This window comes from Arthrobacter sp. NPDC058288 (assembly GCF_042880995.1).
In the GTDB taxonomy this organism is placed as follows: domain Bacteria; phylum Actinomycetota; class Actinomycetes; order Actinomycetales; family Micrococcaceae; genus Arthrobacter.
Genome location: NZ_JBHVYH010000001.1, coordinates 991,331 through 1,010,811, shown reverse-complemented (window position 1 = coordinate 1,010,811; position 19,481 = coordinate 991,331). Strand labels below are relative to the sequence as shown.

Annotated in this window: 17 protein-coding genes and 1 tRNA gene; 5 read left to right on the top strand and 13 right to left on the bottom strand. The window is 65.7% G+C overall.

Features of this window, described 5'->3' with window-relative positions; genetic code table 11:
* Nucleotides 1-67: 67 nt before the first annotated feature.
* From ACFVWT_RS04850 to ACFVWT_RS04840, 3 genes are all read right to left on the bottom strand, one after another.
* Nucleotides 68-367, bottom strand: coding sequence for a hypothetical protein (locus tag ACFVWT_RS04850; RefSeq protein ID WP_011692453.1), 300 nt, complete (start codon nt 365-367; stop codon nt 68-70).
* 16 nt (nt 368-383) lie between these two features.
* Nucleotides 384-875: a hypothetical protein gene (locus ACFVWT_RS04845; protein WP_390245740.1), complete on the bottom strand. Its 492-nt coding sequence runs from the start codon at nt 873-875 to the stop codon at nt 384-386.
* Nucleotides 876-984: 109 nt separating this feature from the next.
* Nucleotides 985-2,145 (bottom strand): MraY family glycosyltransferase, encoded by a 1,161-nt coding sequence (locus ACFVWT_RS04840; RefSeq protein ID WP_390245738.1) that lies wholly within the window; start codon nt 2,143-2,145, stop codon nt 985-987.
* A 296-nt stretch (nt 2,146-2,441) separates the two neighbouring features.
* Here ACFVWT_RS04840 and ACFVWT_RS04835 point away from each other — a divergent pair, with 296 nt between their 5' ends.
* A complete protein-coding gene (locus ACFVWT_RS04835; protein ID WP_390245736.1) occupies nt 2,442-3,338 on the top strand; it encodes a glycosyltransferase in 897 nt (298 codons plus the stop codon).
* Nucleotides 3,339-3,356: 18 nt separating this feature from the next.
* On the opposite strand, the gene ACFVWT_RS04830 is transcribed toward ACFVWT_RS04835, so the two are convergent.
* The 10 genes from ACFVWT_RS04830 to argS form a co-directional block, all read right to left on the bottom strand.
* On the bottom strand, nt 3,357-4,115 hold the full coding sequence (locus ACFVWT_RS04830) for a WecB/TagA/CpsF family glycosyltransferase (protein ID WP_390245734.1): 759 nt from the start codon (nt 4,113-4,115) through the stop codon (nt 3,357-3,359).
* Complete coding sequence (locus ACFVWT_RS04825; RefSeq protein WP_390245732.1) at nt 4,112-4,849, bottom strand: L-threonylcarbamoyladenylate synthase; 738 nt, start codon at nt 4,847-4,849, stop codon at nt 4,112-4,114. Before ACFVWT_RS04825 ends, ACFVWT_RS04830 begins: the two co-directional genes overlap by 4 nt.
* 75 nt (nt 4,850-4,924) lie before the next feature.
* Nucleotides 4,925-5,818, bottom strand: coding sequence for a peptide chain release factor N(5)-glutamine methyltransferase (prmC, locus tag ACFVWT_RS04820; RefSeq protein ID WP_390245730.1), 894 nt, complete (start codon nt 5,816-5,818; stop codon nt 4,925-4,927).
* Nucleotides 5,819-5,835: 17 nt separating this feature from the next.
* Nucleotides 5,836-6,909, bottom strand: a complete 1,074-nt coding sequence (gene prfA, locus ACFVWT_RS04815; protein ID WP_043482568.1) for a peptide chain release factor 1 — start codon at nt 6,907-6,909, stop codon at nt 5,836-5,838.
* Between the two features lie 233 nt (nt 6,910-7,142).
* The gene (gene rho, locus ACFVWT_RS04810) at nt 7,143-9,320 is read right to left on the bottom strand and encodes a transcription termination factor Rho (RefSeq protein WP_390245728.1); all 2,178 of its coding nucleotides are present in this window, start codon (nt 9,318-9,320) and stop codon (nt 7,143-7,145) included.
* A gap of 349 nt (nt 9,321-9,669) precedes the next feature.
* Nucleotides 9,670-10,656, bottom strand: coding sequence for a homoserine kinase (thrB, locus tag ACFVWT_RS04805; protein WP_390245726.1), 987 nt, complete (start codon nt 10,654-10,656; stop codon nt 9,670-9,672).
* Between the two features lie 2 nt (nt 10,657-10,658).
* Nucleotides 10,659-11,765, bottom strand: coding sequence for a threonine synthase (thrC, locus tag ACFVWT_RS04800; protein WP_390245724.1), 1,107 nt, complete (start codon nt 11,763-11,765; stop codon nt 10,659-10,661).
* Complete coding sequence (locus ACFVWT_RS04795; protein WP_390245723.1) at nt 11,766-13,082, bottom strand: homoserine dehydrogenase; 1,317 nt, start codon at nt 13,080-13,082, stop codon at nt 11,766-11,768.
* A complete protein-coding gene (gene lysA, locus ACFVWT_RS04790) occupies nt 13,083-14,576 on the bottom strand; it encodes a diaminopimelate decarboxylase (RefSeq protein WP_390245721.1) in 1,494 nt (497 codons plus the stop codon).
* Between the two features lie 5 nt (nt 14,577-14,581).
* Nucleotides 14,582-16,246 (bottom strand): arginine--tRNA ligase, encoded by a 1,665-nt coding sequence (argS, locus tag ACFVWT_RS04785; RefSeq protein WP_390245719.1) that lies wholly within the window; start codon nt 16,244-16,246, stop codon nt 14,582-14,584.
* Between the two features lie 165 nt (nt 16,247-16,411).
* On the opposite strand from argS, the gene ACFVWT_RS04780 reads away from it, so the two are divergent.
* The 4 genes from ACFVWT_RS04780 (at nt 16,412) to ACFVWT_RS04765 (ending at nt 19,463) form a co-directional block, all read left to right on the top strand.
* Nucleotides 16,412-16,888 carry a hypothetical protein gene (locus ACFVWT_RS04780; protein WP_390245717.1) on the top strand — a complete coding sequence of 159 codons (477 nt, stop codon included), beginning with the start codon at nt 16,412-16,414 and terminating at the stop codon, nt 16,886-16,888.
* 36 nt (nt 16,889-16,924) lie between these two features.
* Nucleotides 16,925-17,797, top strand: coding sequence for an FAD:protein FMN transferase (locus ACFVWT_RS04775; RefSeq protein ID WP_390245715.1), 873 nt, complete (start codon nt 16,925-16,927; stop codon nt 17,795-17,797).
* A gap of 5 nt (nt 17,798-17,802) precedes the next feature.
* Nucleotides 17,803-19,314, top strand: coding sequence for an FAD-dependent oxidoreductase (locus tag ACFVWT_RS04770; protein ID WP_390247070.1), 1,512 nt, complete (start codon nt 17,803-17,805; stop codon nt 19,312-19,314).
* Nucleotides 19,315-19,390: 76 nt separating this feature from the next.
* Nucleotides 19,391-19,463: transfer RNA gene (locus ACFVWT_RS04765), tRNA-Arg, on the top strand.
* Nucleotides 19,464-19,481: the final 18 nt, after the last annotated feature.

Genomic DNA, 19,481 nt, shown 5'->3' with positions numbered 1-19,481 from the left:
TCATTGGGCGTTGGTGAGGGTCCGGCGATCATCGTGTCCGCCCTTCCCCTTGTGAAATTGTTAGGCATTACTGTTCCTCGTCCTTGGACGGGCCGCTGGCTGCACTGTCTTCACCAGTTGACGTTCTGTTACTGGTGAGGCCGTGCATATGAGAAAGATAGAACCCTCCCGCAGCTCCAAGCAGAGCGCCTGCGAGCACAATCCAGCGGGTTCCCCACAGATAATCCAGACCCCACCCTATCAAACTCCAGACGATGATTCCGCCAATTATGTAGCTGAAGACGGCGATGCCGGCGTTGTATCCGCCGTCCCCTCCGTCGGAAGATACGCCTGCTGAACCCTGGGTGGATTTAGGGATTTCCCGCATGTTTTTTCGCTTCGAATTACGGCTGTTCATCATTGCCGTCTTTCACGGGCTGGGGGTCGTTATAGATCCGGAGTCGGGCCTTGCTGAATCCGTAGATCTCGGCCGCCTGCCAAAATACGACGGCGGTGACGGCGCCGATCAGGAACCAGCGGCCATGAAGCCAGTCGGGAGCACCGAGAACGAAGAGCACCAGGGCAAAACCCACCACTTTGACGAAGTAGGTGACTACGAAGACCCCGATGGCACCCGATGGATTGTTCCGTCCGACGAAATGGCCAACCAGGAGGCTGATTCCGAAGAAGGCCATCACCAGGAATCCGCCGAAAGTGCTGGACAGCACTCCCCCGGTGCCGTTGAGCAGGGCGGCCGGTATTCCGGCGAGCACAAGGCCGGCAAGCGCCGCTCCTGCGCTCAGCTTCAGAAGTCCCAGCCACAACGACTTTGTGGGGCCGGAGACGCCAACGGGTCCGTTGCCGGATCTGTGTCCGGGTTCGGCGTTGGAGGTCATGAGATCCCAATCGTCGTGTGCTGCGGGCTGGTGAAGGAGGGTGCGGCGAAGAGCTGCACTGAAATTCTACATGAGATAGAAATTATTCGGAAAAAGGGTGTCCATAAGGTCAGTCCTGCCCCGCCGCTTCCGCTTCGGCCTCTGATTCCGCTTCCGACCTTGGGCCGGCACCGGGAGCCTTGTCGCGAAGGTATGGCCAGGCGGTGACCACGGCCATGACGGCCGCGGCCGCGATGTCCGCGGCCAGTACCGTCTGCCACGGGAAAATCGCGAACGCCAGGCCACCGAAGGCCAGGACGCAGGTCCATGCATACATCAGGAGGACGGAGGCCCGGTGGGAGTAGCCGATGTCCATGAGTTTGTGGTGCAGGTGTCCCCGGTCAGCTGACCAGGGCGAACGGCCCAGTGCCGTCCGCCGCACGACAGCCAGGCAAAGATCCAGCAACGGCAGGAACAGCACTGCGAACGGCAGCAGGATGGGGATGATCGTGGGGATACCGTTGGCGCGGTCGTACAGGCCGGAGGTGATCTGACCGGTCGAGACGATGCCTGCGGAGGCCAGGAGGAGACCGATCAGCATGGCGCCGGAGTCGCCCATGAAAATCTTCGAGGGAAACCAGTTGTGCGGCAGGAATCCCACGCAACTGCCCACGACAACCGCGGTCAGGAGCGTCGCAAGGTCCGAATAGTCGAGCAGCACGGCGGAGCGGTGCACCCAGTACGCGGTCAGGAAGAACGCTGCACCGCCGATGATGGCTACCCCCGCGGCCAGCCCGTCAAGTCCGTCGATGAAGTTGAAGGCGTTCATGGTGGTCACGATCAGCCCGGCAGTGAGGACAATGCGGACCATCTCGTTCTCGAGGATGATGGGCTCCGGAACAAAGGGGAGGATGCTCATCCTGACCCCCCAGATGGCCACCACCATGGCCGCGGCGCTCTGACCGATCAGTTTCACCCACCACCGCAGGTCAAGAAGGTCGTCCGCGAGGCCCACGATGACAATCAGCGTGGCCCCGGCAAGCACCCCCCACGGTGACGCGTTGCCGCGGAAGATGTCCTTGACGAAGAATGACTGGCTCGCCACGATCAGCGCCACCAGGAACCCTGCATAAATTCCCAGGCCTCCCAGCCTGGAGACCTTGTGGGAGTGGGTGTCCCGGCTGCGGATTGGCGAGAAGAGTTCGAGCCTGTTGCCGATGAACCGTGCGCCCCAGGTCGCGGCGAACGAGACGCCCGCTGCCGTCAGCATCATGAGCAGGTACATGATCATGGGGAAACCGCCTTCCCCGCACCGTCAGCGGAACCAACCCCTGGCAGCGTGGATCCCTGCGGCCCGGCCAGTGCCGGGTGGCAGGGATAGCTAGGGTGCGATTGCTGTGGAACTGACTTTCGATAAATGAAACTTCTCCGTCGCCGTGCGCGCGGCAGGCAGTGCGTAGTGCCTGACAGGGCTGTATTACAGTGGACTCTAGTCAAGATACTAATGCCAACGGCTAGCTGGCTTCGCGTCACACGGCCCGCTGCCGGCGGGAAAACCACCGGCAGCCGTGTTGAAAGGAACCAGCAATGTCCCTGTCGGTTGCAGTAGCCGCCGTGACGTTCGATCGTCCCCGTGAGCTCGCCGTCCTGCTGAATGCGATCAACAGGCAGACCGCTCCGGTCCGTTCCATCTGCCTGGTGGACAGCGGCACCGTGCCCGCAAAAGACGTGGCTTCCCGGCATACTAACGTGGATTATGTCCGGTCGGAAGCGAACCTTGGCGGGGCAGGCGGCTTCTCCCTGGCCATCCTCAAGGCGGTGGCCAGCGGCGCCGACTGGATCTGGATGATGGACGACGACGCCGAGCCCGGCGATCCGGAATGCCTCGCCACGCTGCTCCGGGAGGCCGATGCGCGCGGCCTCGATGCCGTGGTGCCGTTGGTTGCCGCGCCGGGCCACCCGGACCGGCTGTCTTTTTTCTTCCGCCTCGACGGGAAAGTCACCCACGACCGCGCGGAAGTGGAGAAGCTCGGTTTCCTGCCCGATGACGGCCACTTCTTCAATGGCGCACTGATCCGGTCAGACGTCTTTTTCAAGGTCGGTTTGCCCGACATGCGGCTCTTCATCCGCGGCGACGAGGTGGACTTCACCCTCAGGCTCCGGAAGGCCGGCATCCGTTTCGGCACGGTGACCACCACGGCCATCACGCACCCCCACGCTTTTGCGGAGACTCAGCACGTTTTCGGCGCCCGGTGGCACGTCATTGTTCCCGAGACCGCTTTCAAGCGCTATTACTACTACCGGAACCGCGGATACCTCATCCGCCGCCACTTCCGGGTGAAGTCGCTGGTGGCTGACGTGGGCGGCTACCTCGGCTACTTCCTGCGCCGCGGCGACTTACGCGGGCTGGCCGACTGGTTCCGGGCGTTTTCCACCGGACTTCGGGGCAAGGGCTTCGGGCCGCTGAAGGACCAGAAGTTCTAGCCCGGCGGGCGGCGGCTCCTAGCGGTTTGACCTGAGGCGTCGCCGGGCCAGCAGTGCCAGGAGCACCCAGGGCTCGCCGAAAACGCGATAAGCCACCCTGCGCGGGTGCAGCATGAGCCGCCAGGCCCATTCCAGTCCCAGGCGGCCCAGCCAACGCGGAGCCAGCTTCTGGATTCCGGCAATCTGTTCGATCGCACCGCCCACAGCGCAGTACACGGCAGGGGGAAAAACGGAAAGCCTGCGGCGAAGGACCATCTCCTGCAGCGGCATGCCCAGTCCGAGGAGCACCACCTGGGGACGCCGTTCCTGCAGCCAGGCGACAGCTTCGGCTTCCAGGGCACTGTTCCAGCCTTCGCCGGGCATGCCGGACACCTTTGCGTTGGGGACCATTCCGGCGAGGCGGGCCACAGCCCTGGCATTGGCCTCCGCCCCGGCTCCGATTACGGCTATTCGTTCAAGCCCTTCGACGCTGCCGAGGGCAGGGATCCAGTCGGTGGAGCCCAGCCGGTAGTCCATGACCGGCCCGTCGGCCTCTCCGGACCTTCCCCAGAGCCACAGGACGGGGGCGCCATCGAGCAGCACAACGTCGCTGTCTTCGTAGAGGGCACGGAATTCCGGGTCCGAGTGGAAGAGTGTCACGCTGTGCAGGTTGTGGCCCACCACAGTGCGGGTGCTGCCTTCGGCAATAAAGCGGTTAAGCGTGGCCGTCATCTCGGAAACGGTCAGCGGCGTGGCATCGACGCCGAGGACGGGTATGTGCTGCCGGGTGAGGATCATTCGGTGCCGGGCTCCGTCACTGATTCGGTGTCCGACGCCGGCTCGGCCGCGGGGACGGCGGCCGCATGGCCGTCAATGTCCAGGAGACCCGGAACAACCTCGCGAAGCCGTTCCACGCTGATGGCACCCTGGCGGACCACCCTGAGCGGCTGGGCTGTGGCGTCAACGATGGTGGACGGGAGGGCGTCCGGGTCCGCGTCGCCTTCCGGGCGCAGTCCTCCTTCGAGGTAGACCTCCACGGATTCCGCGAGTTGGGTCATGGCTTCGGCAGCGGTGCGGGCGGCCGGCTGACCGGTGCGGTTCGCGGAGGACACCGCCAACGGTCCGGTCAGCGTCAGCAGGTCCTGCGCGACGTCGTCGGCCGGCATCCGCAACGCAACAGTGCCCTTGGTCTCGCCCAGGTCCCAGTCCAGCGACGGCTGTGCGTGGAAAATCATGGTGAGGGCTCCCGGCCAGAACGCCTCAGCAAGCTTGCGGGCCTCTGCCGGGACATCCGTTGCCAGCCCGTCGAGGGCATTGAGGCGCGGAATCAGGACGGGCGGCGGCATCTTCCGGCTACGGCCCTTGGACGCGAGCAGCAAGGTGACAGCCTGTGGCGAGAACGCGTCAGCACCGATCCCATAAACCGTGTCCGTCGGGAATACCACGCATTTGTGTTGGCGGATGGCCCGCTGGGCATTCTCCAGCCCTTCAGCCCGCTGATCAGCTGCCGTGCAGTCATAGGTTGTGGTCACTGGCCTATTCTTTCATCACTTCATGGACTGATCGGTATCCACCGATCCGTGCCGTTTACTGGGCTTTACCGTTGACTAAGCTGTTCCGTTTACCGGTCCGGCGAGGACAGCACTGGTGGCACGCTCCCTGCCGTTGAGGTCCAGGTGCGTCGTCACATCGGACCAGACGCCGGACTTCTTCATCATCGCGGGGATCCACGCCGCCTGGACTTCGGCGTGTTCCATTACGAAGTAGCCGCCGGGAACCAGCAGCCGGGCGGCGGACGCTGCCGCCGCCGTCGGAAGCTCCATTCCGTCCGCTCCCCCGCCGTACAGGGCTTCGGGCGGATCGTGCAGCGCCACTTCGGGTTCGTTGGGGATTGCCTCCGCGGGGATGTAGGGCGGATTGGAGACGACGACGTCGAACGTTCCGTTGTGTTCCGGAAGCGCGTCGCGCAGGTCCCCCCGGAGGAGGGTGACGCCGAGCGGGCGCAGGTTCCGTTCGGCCCAGGCGTGGGCAAACTCGCTGAACTCCACGGCATAGACGTCCGCGCCGGGGATTTCGAGTGCGATGGACCCTGCGATGGCACCGGACCCGGTGCCCAGGTCCACCACTTTGGGGTGGGCCCGGCCCTGGAGCCGGTCCCCGTCGTTGAGCCAGTCAATGACCAGCTGCACCACGGATTCTGTTTCCGGCCGGGGAATGAAGACCCCCGGCCCCACGGCAAGCTGCAGGTAGCGGAAGTGGGCCACGCCGGTGATGTGCTGCAAAGGCACCCGGCGCGCGCGCTCCGCCACGAGTTCGGCGTACCCCTCGGGAGCCGGGGAATCGCCCAGGAGCATGGCCCGCAGCCTGCCCAGGCCGACGCCCAGGAGGTGGTCCGCCAGAAGTTCCGCGTCGACGCGCGGGCTGGGGACACCGGCGTCGGCCAGGAGTGCCGTTGCCTGCCGGACTGCCTCCGCCAGGCTCAGTCCTGTTTCACAGTTCATCAAGCGACCGGCCGGGGCTATTCGCCGATGGCGTCCAGGCGGGCCTGTTCGTCCATCTCGATGGCCGACTGGATGACCGGTTCAAGGTCGCCGTTCATGACCTGGTCCAGGTTGTAGGCCTTGTAACCGGTGCGGTGGTCCGCGATCCGGTTTTCCGGGTAGTTGTACGTGCGGATCCGCTCCGAGCGGTCCATGGTGCGGATCTGCGATTTCCGCTGGGCCGAGTTTTCGGCATCGATCTGCTCCTGCTGGTGAGCAAGGATACGGGCACGGAGCACGCGCATGCCGGCTTCACGGTTCTGCAGCTGGGACTTCTCGTTCTGCATGGCCACCACGATTCCGGTGGGAAGGTGGGTGATGCGGACCGCGGAGTCGGTGGTGTTGACGGACTGTCCACCGGGGCCCGACGACCGGTAGACGTCGATCTTGAGGTCGTTCTGGTTGATCTCGAGTTCTTCGGGCTCGTCCACTTCGGGAAGCACCAGCACGCCGGCGGCCGAGGTGTGGATGCGCCCCTGTGATTCCGTCACGGGGACGCGCTGCACGCGGTGCACGCCGCCCTCGAACTTGAGCCTGGCGTAGACGCCTTCGGCCGGATCGTTGGAGTTGCCCTTGACTGCCATCTGGACATCCTTGTAGCCACCAAGATCCGATTCCGTGGCCGAGATAAGCTCCGTCTTCCAGCCGCGAGATTCTGCGTACCGGGTGTACATCCGCAACAGGTCCGCCGCGAAGAGTGCAGCTTCGTCGCCGCCTTCGCCGCCCTTGACTTCGAGGATCACGTTGCGGGCATCGTCCGGGTCCCGCGGGATGAGAAGCCGGCGCAATTTCGCGGCAGCAGTCTCCAGCGAAGCCTCCAGCTCGGGAACCTCCGCGGCAAACTCGGGGTCCTCGTCCGCCATTTCCTTGGCAGCCGCCAGGTCGTCGCGGATGCTTTCCCAGCGGTGGTAGGCCTCCACGATGCCGTTCAACTGCGCAGAACGCCGCCCCAGCTTCCGGGCAAGCTTCTGGTCAGCATAAACAGCAGGATCCCCCAGCTGCGCCTGGATAGCATCATGCTCATCCAACAGGCCCTGTACGGACTCAAACATATTCAAAACCTCTTTCGACTCCTACAAGTCTAGTAATAACAACAAAAACGGACCCGCGGCTGGTGACTTAACGACGAAGCCGCACGGATTTTTCCGCCCCGGGAGTGGCATCGGGCCTGCCGAAGCCGGGTGGCTTGCGATCGCAGATCGAAAGCCACCCGGCGAAGGGGCGGGGGCGGAAAATCCGTGCGGCGTCGGCACCGGGGCAGCAGAATCAGCCGCTCACCGGAGCGTTATTTGTCGTTATCGGACTTCGCACCAAGCGTCGTCTTCTGCACCTGCATGAGGAACTCGACGTTGCTCTGGGTCTCCCGGATCTTGTTGGTCAGCAGCTCAAGGCTCTGCTGCGTTTCGAGTCCGGAGAGGACGCGGCGCAGCTTCCACATGATCTTGACTTCCTCGGGGGAAAGCAGGTTCTCTTCGCGGCGGGTACCGGACGCGTTGACGTCCACGGCCGGGAAGATGCGCTTGTCCGCGAGCTGGCGGGACAGGCGCAGTTCCATGTTGCCGGTTCCCTTGAACTCCTCGAAGATGACTTCGTCCATCTTGGAGCCGGTCTCGACGAGCGCGGTGGCCAGGATGGTGAGCGAGCCGCCGTTTTCGATGTTGCGGGCTGCACCGAAGAAGCGCTTCGGCGGGTACAGCGCTGCAGAGTCGACGCCACCGGACAGGATGCGGCCGGAAGCCGGTGCTGCCAGGTTGTAGGCGCGGCCCAGGCGGGTCATCGAGTCGAGGAGGACCACAACGTCCATGCCCATTTCCACGAGGCGCTTGGCGCGTTCGATGGAGAGTTCGGCCACCGTCGTGTGGTCGTCGGCGGGACGGTCGAAGGTGGAGGCAATGACCTCGCCCTTGACGGTGCGCTGCATGTCGGTGACTTCTTCAGGGCGTTCGTCAACGAGCACCATCATGAGGTGGACCTCAGGATTGTTGGTGGTGATGGCGTTGGCGATGGACTGCAGGATGAGCGTCTTGCCGGCCTTCGGCGGCGAAACGATCAGGCCGCGCTGGCCCTTGCCGATCGGGGCGACCAGGTCGATGACGCGGGGGCCGATCTTCTTGGGGTCCGTCTCGAGGCGCAGGCGCTCGGAGGGGTACAGCGGGACAAGCTTCGCGAATTCGACGCGGTCCTTGAGTTCCTCGGGGGTCTTGCCGTTGACGGAGGTGACGCGGACCAGGGCATTGAACTTCTGGCGGGCGGACTGCTGGCTGCGGTCTTCGCCTTCACGCGGTGCACGGATGGCGCCCACCACGGCGTCGCCCTTGCGCAGGTTGTACTTCTTGACCTGGGCGAGGGACACGTAGACGTCGTTCGGGCCCGGCAGGTAGCCGGAAGTGCGGATGAACGCGTAGTTCTCCAGTACGTCCAGGATGCCGGCGACGGGCAGCAGCACGTCGTCCTCGGTGACCTCGACGTCGTCGACGTCCGGTCCCTGGGCACGCCCGCGACGGCGGTCGTTGCGGTCGCGGAAACGGTCGTTGCGGGAGTTGTCCCGGCTGTCCTGGCCGCCTGAGCGGTCAGTGCGGTCGTTGCGGTCACGGCGGTTGCGACGGTTGCGACGGCTTCCGCCGTCGGAATCGTCACTGTCGCGGGTGTTGTCGCGGGTGTCATCGCGGCGGGGTGCACCGGAGGTGTCTCCACCGTCACGACCGCCACGGGTACGGGTTGACTGGCGTTCGTTGCGCTGGCCTGCTTCGGCTGCTTCGCCGCCCTGGTCCGCGCCGCGCTGCTCGCGCTGCTCGCCGGCACGGTGTTCGGTGCGCTGTTCAACGCCGCGCTGTTCTGTGCGCTGTTCGGCAGGCGCCTCGGCCTGCGCTTCGCCTTCGGCTGCCGGGGCAGTCGCCTGGGCTGCCGCTTCGCCGCGGCGGCGGTTCCGGGTGCGGGGCTGGCGGCGCTCTGCAGCTTCCGGTGCGGCACCCTCGGACACGGCAGCGTGGCCGGCTTCAGGAGCGGACGTGGCCGCGGGGGCCTCGCTGGGTGCGGCTTCCGGGGCCGGTGCCTCGGTGGCGGGAGGGGTGATGACCCCGTCGCTGCCTGCGCGGCGGCTACGGCCGCGCCGGGCACGGGTGCCTTCCTGGACGGGAGCCTCGGCGGCCTCGGCAGCAGGGGCGGCCGCAGCCGGAGCAGCTGCTGCCGGAGCCGTTGACCGGGCCGAGATGGTTTCGCCGGTCTTCTCAGCACCCTTGGCCGGAGCCTTGGTGGCTGAAGTACCCGCACGATGGGCGGAAATGGCTGTCACCAGATCGCCCTTGCGCATGCGGGATCCGCCGGAGATACCCAGCTGGCTGGCGAGGGCCTGCAGCTGGGCGAGCTTAAGGCCGGCAAGGCCGCTGCTCTTGGCGGGTGCTGCCGACAACTCGGTAGCAGAAGATGTATCCACAGCTGGAGACAGCTCAGTGGTTTCGGTCACGAAGGATCCTTCCCCCTCGACGGCGTCCAGACTGGGAGCTGGACGCGATGATTTGATCTGGGCTGCAGTTCAGATCTACAGCCGGATTTCGGCCTTGCCGGATGGAATTTCGGCCAGCAGGGCCGGATACTGATACGCCTCGAACACTCCAACAAGAGACCGGAATGGCGGACTGACGGTTCAGGGGTGCAGAGCGATTCTGCAGATTCCTGCGACAGACCAAGCAGGCGGCACCGGAGACTGTTGCGCAGTTGAAGTTCAGAGCAGCAAACGATTAGACAGGCGCCATGGCCAACATCGGATTCTTTTGACTGCGGGTTCTGGTTCTTATAACTAACTGCCTGCGGGATTACCGCCGGTGCACTCCCACTTTAGCACCTTCGACGTCCACCGCCAGCTTCATCACACGCCATCCCACATCCGGCGTGTTGGCCCCGGTATAGGCCTCGATGAAGTCCACCACCGCGGCTGCCTCTTGTTCCCCGTTGGCGAGCACCAGCACAGTGGGCCCGGCCCCGGAAACAACGGCCGCGTGTCCTGCGTAGCGCAGCGCCCGGATCAGGTCCGCGCTGGGGCGCATGGCCTCAGCCCGGTAGCTCTGGTGGAGATAGTCTTCCGTTCCCGCCAGCAGGAACTCAGGCTTGCTGGTGAGTGCGTGGATGAGCAAGGCCGCCCGGCCGGAGTTCATGGCGGCGGCGTGGTGGCCCACCGATGCCGGCAGAAGGGCACGCGCGGCTTCCGTAGACAGCTCGTAGTCAGGTACTGCGACGACCGGGATCACGGAATCCGCCACGGTCGCGCAGGTACTGCTGTACTGGTCACTGTCCTGCCACGACAGCGCCAGACCGCCGAATATCGCCGGTGCGACGTTGTCCGGGTGGCCTTCCATTTCGCTGGTGAGCTGCAGGATCCAGTCCTTGCCGCGGCGCGAATCCTCCGGAACGAGGGCATTCGCCGCGGTAACGGCTGCCACCACGGCCGATGCCGAGGAGCCCAGGCCGCGCCCGTGCGGGTTGACGTTGTCGGCTGTGATCCTCAGGCCCTCGTGGCGGAAGCCAAGCCGATGCAGGGCCTCAGTGATCGCCCTGACCACCAGGTGGCTCGCGTCGCGCGGAAGGGTTTCCGCGCCTTCGCCGCTGAGTTCGAATTCAAGCTCCCCGCTGCCTAGCGTTTCCACGGTCAACGTGTCGTGTAGCGACAGGGCCAGCCCCAGACTGTCATATCCCGGTCCGAGGTTGGCGCTGGTGGCAGGCACGCGGACGGTCACCAACTGCCCGGCCGGGACTGCCGGCGCGCCTGCCGCAGACTCGGCCGGAACAGTGAGGGTCGTTTCCAAGGCTATTTTTCTTCCAGGCCAAGCTCGGCGGCCACGGTGACCACATCGTTGGACACCTTCACAGGCTGGACATCGCTGCCGTCTTCGGTGCGCAGCGCCCACTGCGGGTCCTTCAGGCCGTGGCCGGTGACAGTGATCACGATGGTCTTGCCGGTGGGCACCTGCCCGGCGGCGTGCTTCTTGATCAGGCCGGCGACGCCGGCGGCGGAGCCGGGTTCAACGAAGACGCCCTCTTTGGCGGACAGCCAGCGGTGCGCTGCCAGGATTTCGTCGTCGGTAACGGCTTCGATCAGGCCGCCGGATTCGTCACGGGCGGCGATGGCGCCGTCCCAGGAGGCGGGGTTGCCGATCCGGATCGCCGTGGCGATGGTGTCCGGCTCAGTGATGGGGTGGCCGGCGACAAAAGGCGCCGCGCCGGCGGCCTGGAAGCCCCACATCTGGGGGGTCCTGGTGGACACGGCAGGAAGGGTTCCGGCAGTGTCGGATTCGAACGGTGCCGAGTACTCCTTGTAGCCCTTCCAATACGCGGTGATGTTACCGGCATTCCCGACCGGAAGGACGTGAATGTCCGGAGCGTCGCCGAGGGCATCCACAACTTCGAAGGCACCGGTTTTCTGCCCCTGAATCCGGGCGGGGTTGACGGAGTTCACCAGGAAGACGGGGTAGGACTCCCCCAACTTCCGGGCAATGTCCAGGCAGTTGTCGAAGTTCCCGTCCACCTGCAGGAGGGTGGCACCGTGGGCGATCGCCTGACTCAGCTTGCCCATGGAAATCTTGCCTTCGGGGACCAGCACGGCGCATTTGAGGCCGGCCGCCGTTGCGTAGGCCGCCGCGGACGCGGAGGTGTTCCCGGTGGAGGCGCACACCACGGCCTCGGCGCCGGAGGCCACCGCGGCGGTCATGGCCATGGTCATTCCCCGGTCCTTGAAGGAACCGGTGGGATTCATGCCTTCCACCTTGAGGTACACGGTGGAACCGGTCAGCCCGGAAAGCTTCTGCGCGTGGACAAGCGGCGTGCCGCCCTCACCGAGGGTGATGACCTTGGTGCTTTCCGTTACAGGCAAACGATCAGCGTATTCGCGGATGACACCGCGCCATTGGTGAGCCACTTAGACTCCTTCTACCCGCAGTACGGATGTAACGGAATTGATGACGTCGAGGCCCTTCACGGCCTGGACGGTTGCTGCCAGTGCAGCTTCGGTTGCGCGGTGGGTGACGATCCGCAGCTCGGCCGATTCCACATTGGAGTCGGCATCACGGTGGATGGTCTGGCGCATGATCTCGATGGACACGCCGTGCTCCGCGAAAAGCTGGGCGATTTTTGCCAGCACGCCCGGCTGGTCGGCAACGTCGAGGCCGATGTAGTAGCTCGTGTTGACGGCGTCGATCGGCAGCGCGGGAACCTTGCCGATGGTGGTCTCGGTCTGCGCGGGTCCGCCGAGGACGATCCGGCGGGCGGCGGAGACGAGGTCACCCAGTACGGCCGATGCCGTGGGAGTCCCGCCGGCGCCCTGGCCGTAGAACATCAGCTCGCCGGCGTTCTCAGCCTCAACGAAGACGGCGTTGAAGGCCCCGTGGACGGCGGCCAGCGGGTGCTCGCGCGGCAGCAGGGTGGGGTGGACGCGCACAGACACGCCTTCGCTGCCGTCTGCGGCGGTCAGTTTCTCCGCAATGGCCAGCAGCTTGATGACGAACCCGGCATCCTTGGCCGCAGCGATGTCCGCCGCGCTGACTCCGGTGATGCCTTCGCAGTGCACGTTTTCGAGGTCGAAACGGGTGTGGAAGGACAGCGAGGCGAGGATGGCTGCCTTGGAGGCTGCGTCGTGGCCCTCGACGTCGGCAGTAGGGTCCGCCTCTGCGTAGCCCAGGCGCTGTGCCTCGGCCAGGGCATCCGCGAACGTCGCGCCCGTGGTGTCCATCTGGTCAAGGATGAAGTTGGTGGTGCCGTTCACGATGCCCAGCACCCGGGTGATGCGGTCGCCGGACAGGCTGTCGCGGATGGGGCGCAGGATGGGAATGGCGCCGGCCACGGCTGCTTCATAGGAGAGCTGAACGCCTGCCTTGTCGGCAGCCTCATAAAGCGTGGGACCGTCCTGGGCCAGGAGGGCCTTGTTGCCGGTGACCACGCAGGCGCCGTTTTCGATGGCAGACAGAATGAGGGAACGGGCTGGTTCGATGCCGCCCATCAGTTCGATAACGAGGTCCGCATCCTTGACCAGGGTGTCTGCATCCGTGGTGAAGAGTTCCCGGGGCAGCTCAACGTCACGGGGGGCGTCGATGCTGCGTACGGCGATGCCGGTCAGCTCCAGGCGGGCTCCGGTGCGTGCGGCCAGCGCGTCGGCGTCATCAATGAGAATCCGCGCCACCTGGGCCCCAACGTTGCCACAGCCCAGCAGGGCCACCTTCAGGGTTCGCAATTCAGTCATTCAGACTCCCATGTCGCGGTTCAGCAGATCTTGTTCGGTTTCCCCGCGGACAATCAGCCGGGCTGATCCGTCGCGCACAGCGACAACGCCCGGCCGGGCCAGATAGTTGTAGTTGCTGGAGAGGGCCCAGCAATAGGCGCCGGTCCCCGGTACAGCGAGCAGATCACCGGCTGCCACGTCCTCGGGCAGATATACATCTCTAACAACTATGTCGCCGCTCTCGCAATGTTTGCCCACTACGCGGGACAACTGGGGTGCCGCGCCGGAGGTCCGCGAGGCCACAATCGCCGAATAATCCGCGTCGTAGAGCACCGGGCGGGCGTTGTCACTCATACCGCCGTCCACCGACACATAGCGGCGCGGGTACGTAACGTTTTTTGCAGCATTTCCTGCCTGGTCGGCCGCAGCGGCATCCGCAGAGGCCGGGGCGTCCACGCGGACGGTCTTGAGCGTTCCCACTTCGTAAAGCGTGAATGTGGTGCTCCCCACGATGGCGCGCCCCGGCTCGATCGAGATCCGCGGGGCCGTGATGCCCAGTTCGTCGCAGGTGGAACGCACGACGGCGGCCATCGCCTGTGCGATCTCGGCCGCGGGCCGGGGAGTGTCCACGGGAGTGTAGGCGATGCCGTAGCCGCCGCCGAGGTCCAGTTCAGGCAGGACGATGGAATACTTCTCCTGCATTGCCGCGAGGAAACGGAGCAGTTTCTCCGCGGCCAGCGCGAAGCCGTCCGGTTCGAAGATCTGCGAGCCGATGTGGCAGTGCAGGCCCAGGAGCTCGATGCCGGGGTAGCCCGTGGCGGCGGCCACGGCCTCCTCGGCCGCGGACAGGCCGGCCTGGTCCGTGGAGTCTTCCGCCATGGAGAGACCGAATTTCTGGTCCTCATGGGCGGTGGCAATGAACTCGTGGGTGTGCGCGTGCACTCCGGGGGTGAGCCGCAGCATCACCTTGGCAGTTTCGCCGCGGGCAGACGCGATCCTGGCGATGCGATCCAGTTCGGCAAGGCTGTCCACGACGATCCGGCCGAGCTTCATGTCCAGGGCGCGGTGGATCTCGGCGTCGGACTTGTTGTTTCCATGCAGGGCGACGTCGGCTCCCGGGATCCCGGCGCGGGCGGCAACGGCGAGTTCCCCGCCGGAGGCGGTGTCCAGGCGCAGCCCTTCCTCTTCCACCCAGCGGACAACTGCGGTGCACAGGAATGACTTCCCGGCGTAGTAGACGTCCACTCCCCCGCAGATGTCGGCGAAGGCATCATTGAAGGCATCGCTGAAGGCGCGGGCCCGCGCCCGGAAGTCGTTCTCGCTCATCACGAACAACGGTGTGCCGAACTCGTGCTTGAGCTCGCTGACCGGAATGCCGTCAATGGCGAGTTCACCGGCGTCGTTCCGGCCGACGCCGGCGGCCCACATGGGCTCGTGGAGTGCGTTGAGGTCTGCCGGAACGGCAAGCCACTCCGGTGCCAGGGGGGATGCCTGGTTCAGGGAATTCCCGGTCATGGCGGTCACATCCGTTCCGGCGCCGAAACGCCAAGCAGTTCCAGTCCGTTGGCCAGCACCTGGCTGGTGGCGTCGTTGAGCCACAGCCGCGTGCGGTTGACATCGGTGATGGGCTCGTCGCCCTGCGGCGCGACGCGGCAGGCGTCATACCAGCGGTGGTAGGCGCCGGCGATGACCTCCAGGTGCCGGGCCACGCGGTGCGGTTCGCGCAGTTCGGCGGCCTTGGCCACGATGGACGGGTAGCTGCCCAGGTACGACAGCAGTTCGTTCTCGGTGGCGTGGTCGAGCAGCGAGGCGTCGAACGCGTCCTTGCCGTCGACGCGGCGGTCCACTCCGGCGGCGACGGCGTTGCGGGCTGTGCCGCGGGACCGTGCGTGCGCGTACTGGACGTAGAACACGGGGTTCTCGTTGCTGTGCTTTTTGAGGAGCTCGGGGTCCAGGGTAAGCGGGGAGTCCGCCGGGAAGCGCGCCAGGGAGTAGCGGACGGCGTCCTTGCCCAGCCAGGAGATGAGGTCCTTGAGCTCGATGATGTTGCCTGCGCGCTTGGACAGCTTGGCACCGTTCACTGACACGAGCTGGCCGATCAGCACCTCGATGTTGGCCTCGGGATCGTCTCCGGCGGCAGCCGCGATGGCCTTCAGCCGGTTGATGTAGCCGTGGTGGTCCGCGCCCAGCAGGTAGATCTTCTGGTCGTAGCCGCGGTCCTTCTTGGAAAGGTAGTACGCGGCATCCGCGGCGAAGTAGGTCGGTTCGCCGTTCGCGCGGATCATCACCCGGTCCTTGTCGTCACCGAAGTCCGTGGTGCGCAGCCAGACGGCACCGCCGTCGTCGAACACGTGGCCCTGCTCCCGAAGGCGGGCAACGGCACTTTCGATGGCGCCGGCGTCGTGCAGCTCCTGCTCCGAGAAGTAGACGTCAAAGGCGACGCCGAAGTCGGCGAGGGTGTCCTTGATGTCCTTCATCTGTGCCTTGTACGCCGCACCGCGGATGACCGGCAGCGCCGCGACGTCGGTCAGTTCCCGGATGTCCGGGTGTTCCGTCAAAACGTGGTGGCCCAGCTCGGAAATGTACTCCCCGGGGTAGCCGCCCTCGGGCACTCCGCGGCCGTGCAGCCGGGACAGTACGGAGTGGGCGAAGACGTTCATCTGCGATCCGGCGTCGTTGATGTAGTACTCGGCGGTGACCTTTGCACCTGACGCCCGGAGCACCCGTGCGATCGAGTCGCCCAACGCAGCCCAGCGGGTGTGGCCGATGTGCAGCGGACCCGTGGGGTTGGCGGAGACGAATTCCATGTTGACCACGTGGCCGGCGAGCGCCGAGTTGGTACCGTATTCCGGGCCTGCTTCGACGATTGCCTTGGCAAGAGCCCCTGCGGCCGCGGCGTCCACCGTGATGTTCAGGAACCCCGGTCCGGCGATGTCCACGGCTGAAACGCCGTCGATGGTCTTGAGCCGGGTGCTGAGGATGGTGGCGAATTCCCGTGGATTGACGCCGGCCTGCTTGGACAGCTGGAGGGCAATGTTGGTGGCCCAGTCGCCGTGGTCCCGGTTCTTCGGCCGCTCCACGCGCACCTCGTCCGGCACGGCGGACGCGGAAAGAGTGATTTCACCGGCGGCGACGGCGTCTTTCAGGCAGGCGGATATGGCGAGGGAGAGTTCTTCGGGAGTCACGCATCTAGCCTACCGGTGGCCCGCGAAAGCCGCGGAATCGGGGCAACCCGATGACGCCGTTGGCACCCACCCGGAGCCATGGGATTGGTCACAGGCTGAACCATTACGCTGGTTCCAGCGTTGTCCATCCTGTAACTGCCTGCAACTACGCGAAACGAGCCCTGCATGAGCTTCCCGGTACGCAAGAGCCTCTTCGTCGGCATCGCCGGCATGTCCCTGGTTGGAACCGTCACCGGCTGCGCGCCATCCGCCCAGGCACCCGTCGCCCCGTCCTCTGCTTCTTCAACCGGCGCAGCAGCCGGCGGCGCCCCGATCGCCGGGACGGGCGCATCTTCCCCGGCCGGGTCGGACTACAAGGACGGAACCTACAGCGCGGACGGAAATTATGTCTCTCCCAACGGCACGGAAACCGTGGGAGTTGAGTTGACGCTTTCGGGTGGCGCGGTGTCCGGGGTCAACATCACCCAGCATCCATCCAACCCGAACACCCGGAAGTTCCAGGGCGAGTTTGCCGGCGGCATCGCGGCACAGATCGTGGGCAAGAAGCTGGATGAACTGAATGTCTCCAAGGTTGCCGGTTCCTCGCTCACGAGCGGAGGCTTCAACCAGGCCGTGGAGAAGATCAAGTCCGAAGCCCGCTAAGTACGGCTTCCGCTTACCACGCTAAGAGGAGATGACGTGCCGCACCCGGGTTGGGCAGAGTTCAGTTTCGACGGCATCGGAACCGGCTGGGAGATTTCAACGCCCGGCGCCCTGGACGGCGGCCAGCGCCGCCGGCTGCTCGACGTGGTGGAGAGGTACGACGCCGCGTGGTCCCGTTTCCGGCCTGACTCCATCGTGGCGCAGGCGGCCAGGGAGCCCGGCCGGTTCCGCATGCCGGACGGTGCAGGCGCGCTGGGCCGCCTGTACCGGAGGCTCTACCGGCTGACGGACGGCGCTATGACGCCGCTGATCGGCGGCAGCCTGGAACAGCTGGGCTACGGTCCGGACTATGCGCTCCGGCCCCGCGGATTCCCGCTGGCCGCTCCACCGTGGGATGAGGTGCTGGACTGGCAGGAAGCCGTGGTCGCCACCAGCGCTCCCGTGGTGCTGGACATCGGCGCTGCCGGCAAGGGACAGTTGGCTGATTTGCTCGGGGCGGAACTCCGGTCGCAGTTCATCACGGAATACTTCATCGACGCCAGCGGCGACCTGCTCAATTCCGGCCCCGTTCCAATCTCCGTGGGCCTGGAGCATCCTTACGATCCCGGCCGGGCCATCGGCACGATCAGTTTGGGCGCGGGAGCCCTGTGTGCCTCGGCAGCCAACCGCCGGGCCTGGGGCGACGGGCTTCATCATGTGCTGGACGGCACCACGGGGACTCCCGTCAGGACGGTGGTTGCCACGTGGGCACTGGCCGGAAATGCCATGACGGCGGACGCCCTGGCCACGGCGTTGTTCTTCGTTTCCGGCAGGGCGCTTGAGCAGGACTTTGAGTTTTCCTGGCTTATGGTCTTCTCGGACGGAAGTGCAGCCTACTCGGCAGGTTTCGAAGGAGTGCTGTTCGAATGAGTTCCATGATCCAGCGGGTGGACACGTCCTTGAACCGCCTAACCATGTACCGCCTGGTGCTGTGGGTCCTGGCCGTACTGGCCGCGTACAGCCTGCTACTCAATGTCCTGGGCTGGCTGACCTTCGGCATCCCCGAAATGCTCACTCACCTGGCGCTCTGCGTGGGGTTGACCTACGCCTCCAACCGCGGGCTGGCTGCGCTGTTCCATGTCCGGCCACACTCGGAATCTTCGCTAATTACCGGACTGCTGCTGTATTTCCTGTTCTGGCCCAGTTTCAAAGCGCTGGATGTTGCGGGGGTTGCCCTCGCCTGCGTCCTGGCGTCCGCGTCAAAATACGCCTTGGCCTGGCGCGGCCGGCACATCTTCAACCCGGCCGCCGCCGGGGCGTTTGTGGCCGGGCTGACCGGCCTCAACATCGCCACGTGGTGGGCGGCCACCCCCTCGATGCTCTTCGTCCTGGTCCCCGGCATCCTGCTGGTGCTCTACCGCACCCGGAAGATACTGATGGGGGCCGTGTTCACGGCGGTCTCCGTATCCATCGTGGCCACGGAACTCCTCCGGGCCGGAATGTCCATGGGCCAGGCCCTGTGGCAGCCCCTCGCGCAGCGCCCCGTGCTGTTCTTCGTGGGCTTCATGCTGACCGAACCGCTGACCCTTCCGCCCCGGCGCCGGCAGCAGCTGGCGCTTGCCGCCGTCGTCGGCGTTGTCTTTGCCGTCCCCTACAACCTGGGGTTCGTGGCAAATTCTCCCGAACTCGCGCTGCTCGTGGGGAACCTGATCGCGTTCCTGGCGGGGCAGCGCGGCGGTATCCGGCTGAACTTCCAGGAGTCACGGCCCCTGACGCCGACGACGACGGAATTCAGCTTCCGGCAGGACCGCGCGGTGCGGTTCGCGCCCGGACAATACATCGAACTGCACCTGCCCCATGGCAAGTCGGACGGCAGAGGCCTCCGGAGGGTCTTCAGCCTGACCAGCGCCCCGGACGCGCAGGACGTGACCATCGGCGTGGGAACAGCCGAGCCCGTGTCCGCCGCCAAGCGTGCCCTGCTCGCACTGCGGCCCGGGGACTCCGTGACGGCCACCGCGGTGGGCGGCGACTTCGTCATCCCGGGCGGGTCCAGCGGCCCGGTCCTGCTGGTGGCGGCCGGCATCGGCATCACGCCCTACCTGGCCCAGCTCGCCGCGGGCGCGGCCAGGAACCGGGACGTCGTCCTGCTGTACCTGGCGAAGTCTGCGGCGGAACTCGCGTATGCGGATGAGCTGGAACAGTCCGGCGCCCGGGTCATTGCCCGGCTCGCCGACGGTTCAGCGCCGCCGCCGTTCATGGAAGACGCCGGCACGGTTTCCCGGCCGCCGGAGCGTATCGACAGTGCGGCCCTCAAGGAGCTAGTTCCGGACATTGCCGCCCGCGTCGTGTTCATTTCCGGCTCGCCCGCCAGCGTCCGCTCGCTGCGGGCCGCGGCCCGCAGCGCAGGTGCGCGGCGCATCCGCACCGACTTGTTTTCCGGATACTGAATCCCGATTTTCCTTTGAAGGCCACCTTCCTGCTAAGCTCTAGGACGTCCCGCCGGAAACGGCAGGAACCCTGATTGCCCTCGTAGCTCAGGGGATAGAGCGTCTGCCTCCGGAGCAGAAGGTCGTAGGTTCGAATCCTATCGAGGGCACAGTCAAACCCCGCCAGC

What these genes read in the sequence shown, in the direction of transcription:
- ACFVWT_RS04850 (WP_011692453.1), bottom strand. Translation starts at nt 367, where the DNA reads ATGCGGGAAATCCCTAAATCCACCCAGGGTTCAGCAGGCGTATCTTCC.
- ACFVWT_RS04845 (WP_390245740.1), bottom strand. Translation starts at nt 875, where the DNA reads ATGACCTCCAACGCCGAACCCGGACACAGATCCGGCAACGGACCCGTT.
- ACFVWT_RS04840 (WP_390245738.1), bottom strand. Translation starts at nt 2,145, where the DNA reads ATGATCATGTACCTGCTCATGATGCTGACGGCAGCGGGCGTCTCGTTC.
- ACFVWT_RS04835 (WP_390245736.1), top strand. Translation starts at nt 2,442, where the DNA reads ATGTCCCTGTCGGTTGCAGTAGCCGCCGTGACGTTCGATCGTCCCCGT.
- ACFVWT_RS04830 (WP_390245734.1), bottom strand. Translation starts at nt 4,115, where the DNA reads ATGATCCTCACCCGGCAGCACATACCCGTCCTCGGCGTCGATGCCACG.
- prmC (WP_390245730.1), bottom strand. Translation starts at nt 5,818, where the DNA reads ATGAACTGTGAAACAGGACTGAGCCTGGCGGAGGCAGTCCGGCAGGCA.
- prfA (WP_043482568.1), bottom strand. Translation starts at nt 6,909, where the DNA reads ATGTTTGAGTCCGTACAGGGCCTGTTGGATGAGCATGATGCTATCCAG.
- ACFVWT_RS04795 (WP_390245723.1), bottom strand. Translation starts at nt 13,082, where the DNA reads ATGACTGAATTGCGAACCCTGAAGGTGGCCCTGCTGGGCTGTGGCAAC.
- lysA (WP_390245721.1), bottom strand. Translation starts at nt 14,576, where the DNA reads ATGACCGGGAATTCCCTGAACCAGGCATCCCCCCTGGCACCGGAGTGG.
- ACFVWT_RS04780 (WP_390245717.1), top strand. Translation starts at nt 16,412, where the DNA reads ATGAGCTTCCCGGTACGCAAGAGCCTCTTCGTCGGCATCGCCGGCATG.
- ACFVWT_RS04770 (WP_390247070.1), top strand. Translation starts at nt 17,803, where the DNA reads ATGATCCAGCGGGTGGACACGTCCTTGAACCGCCTAACCATGTACCGC.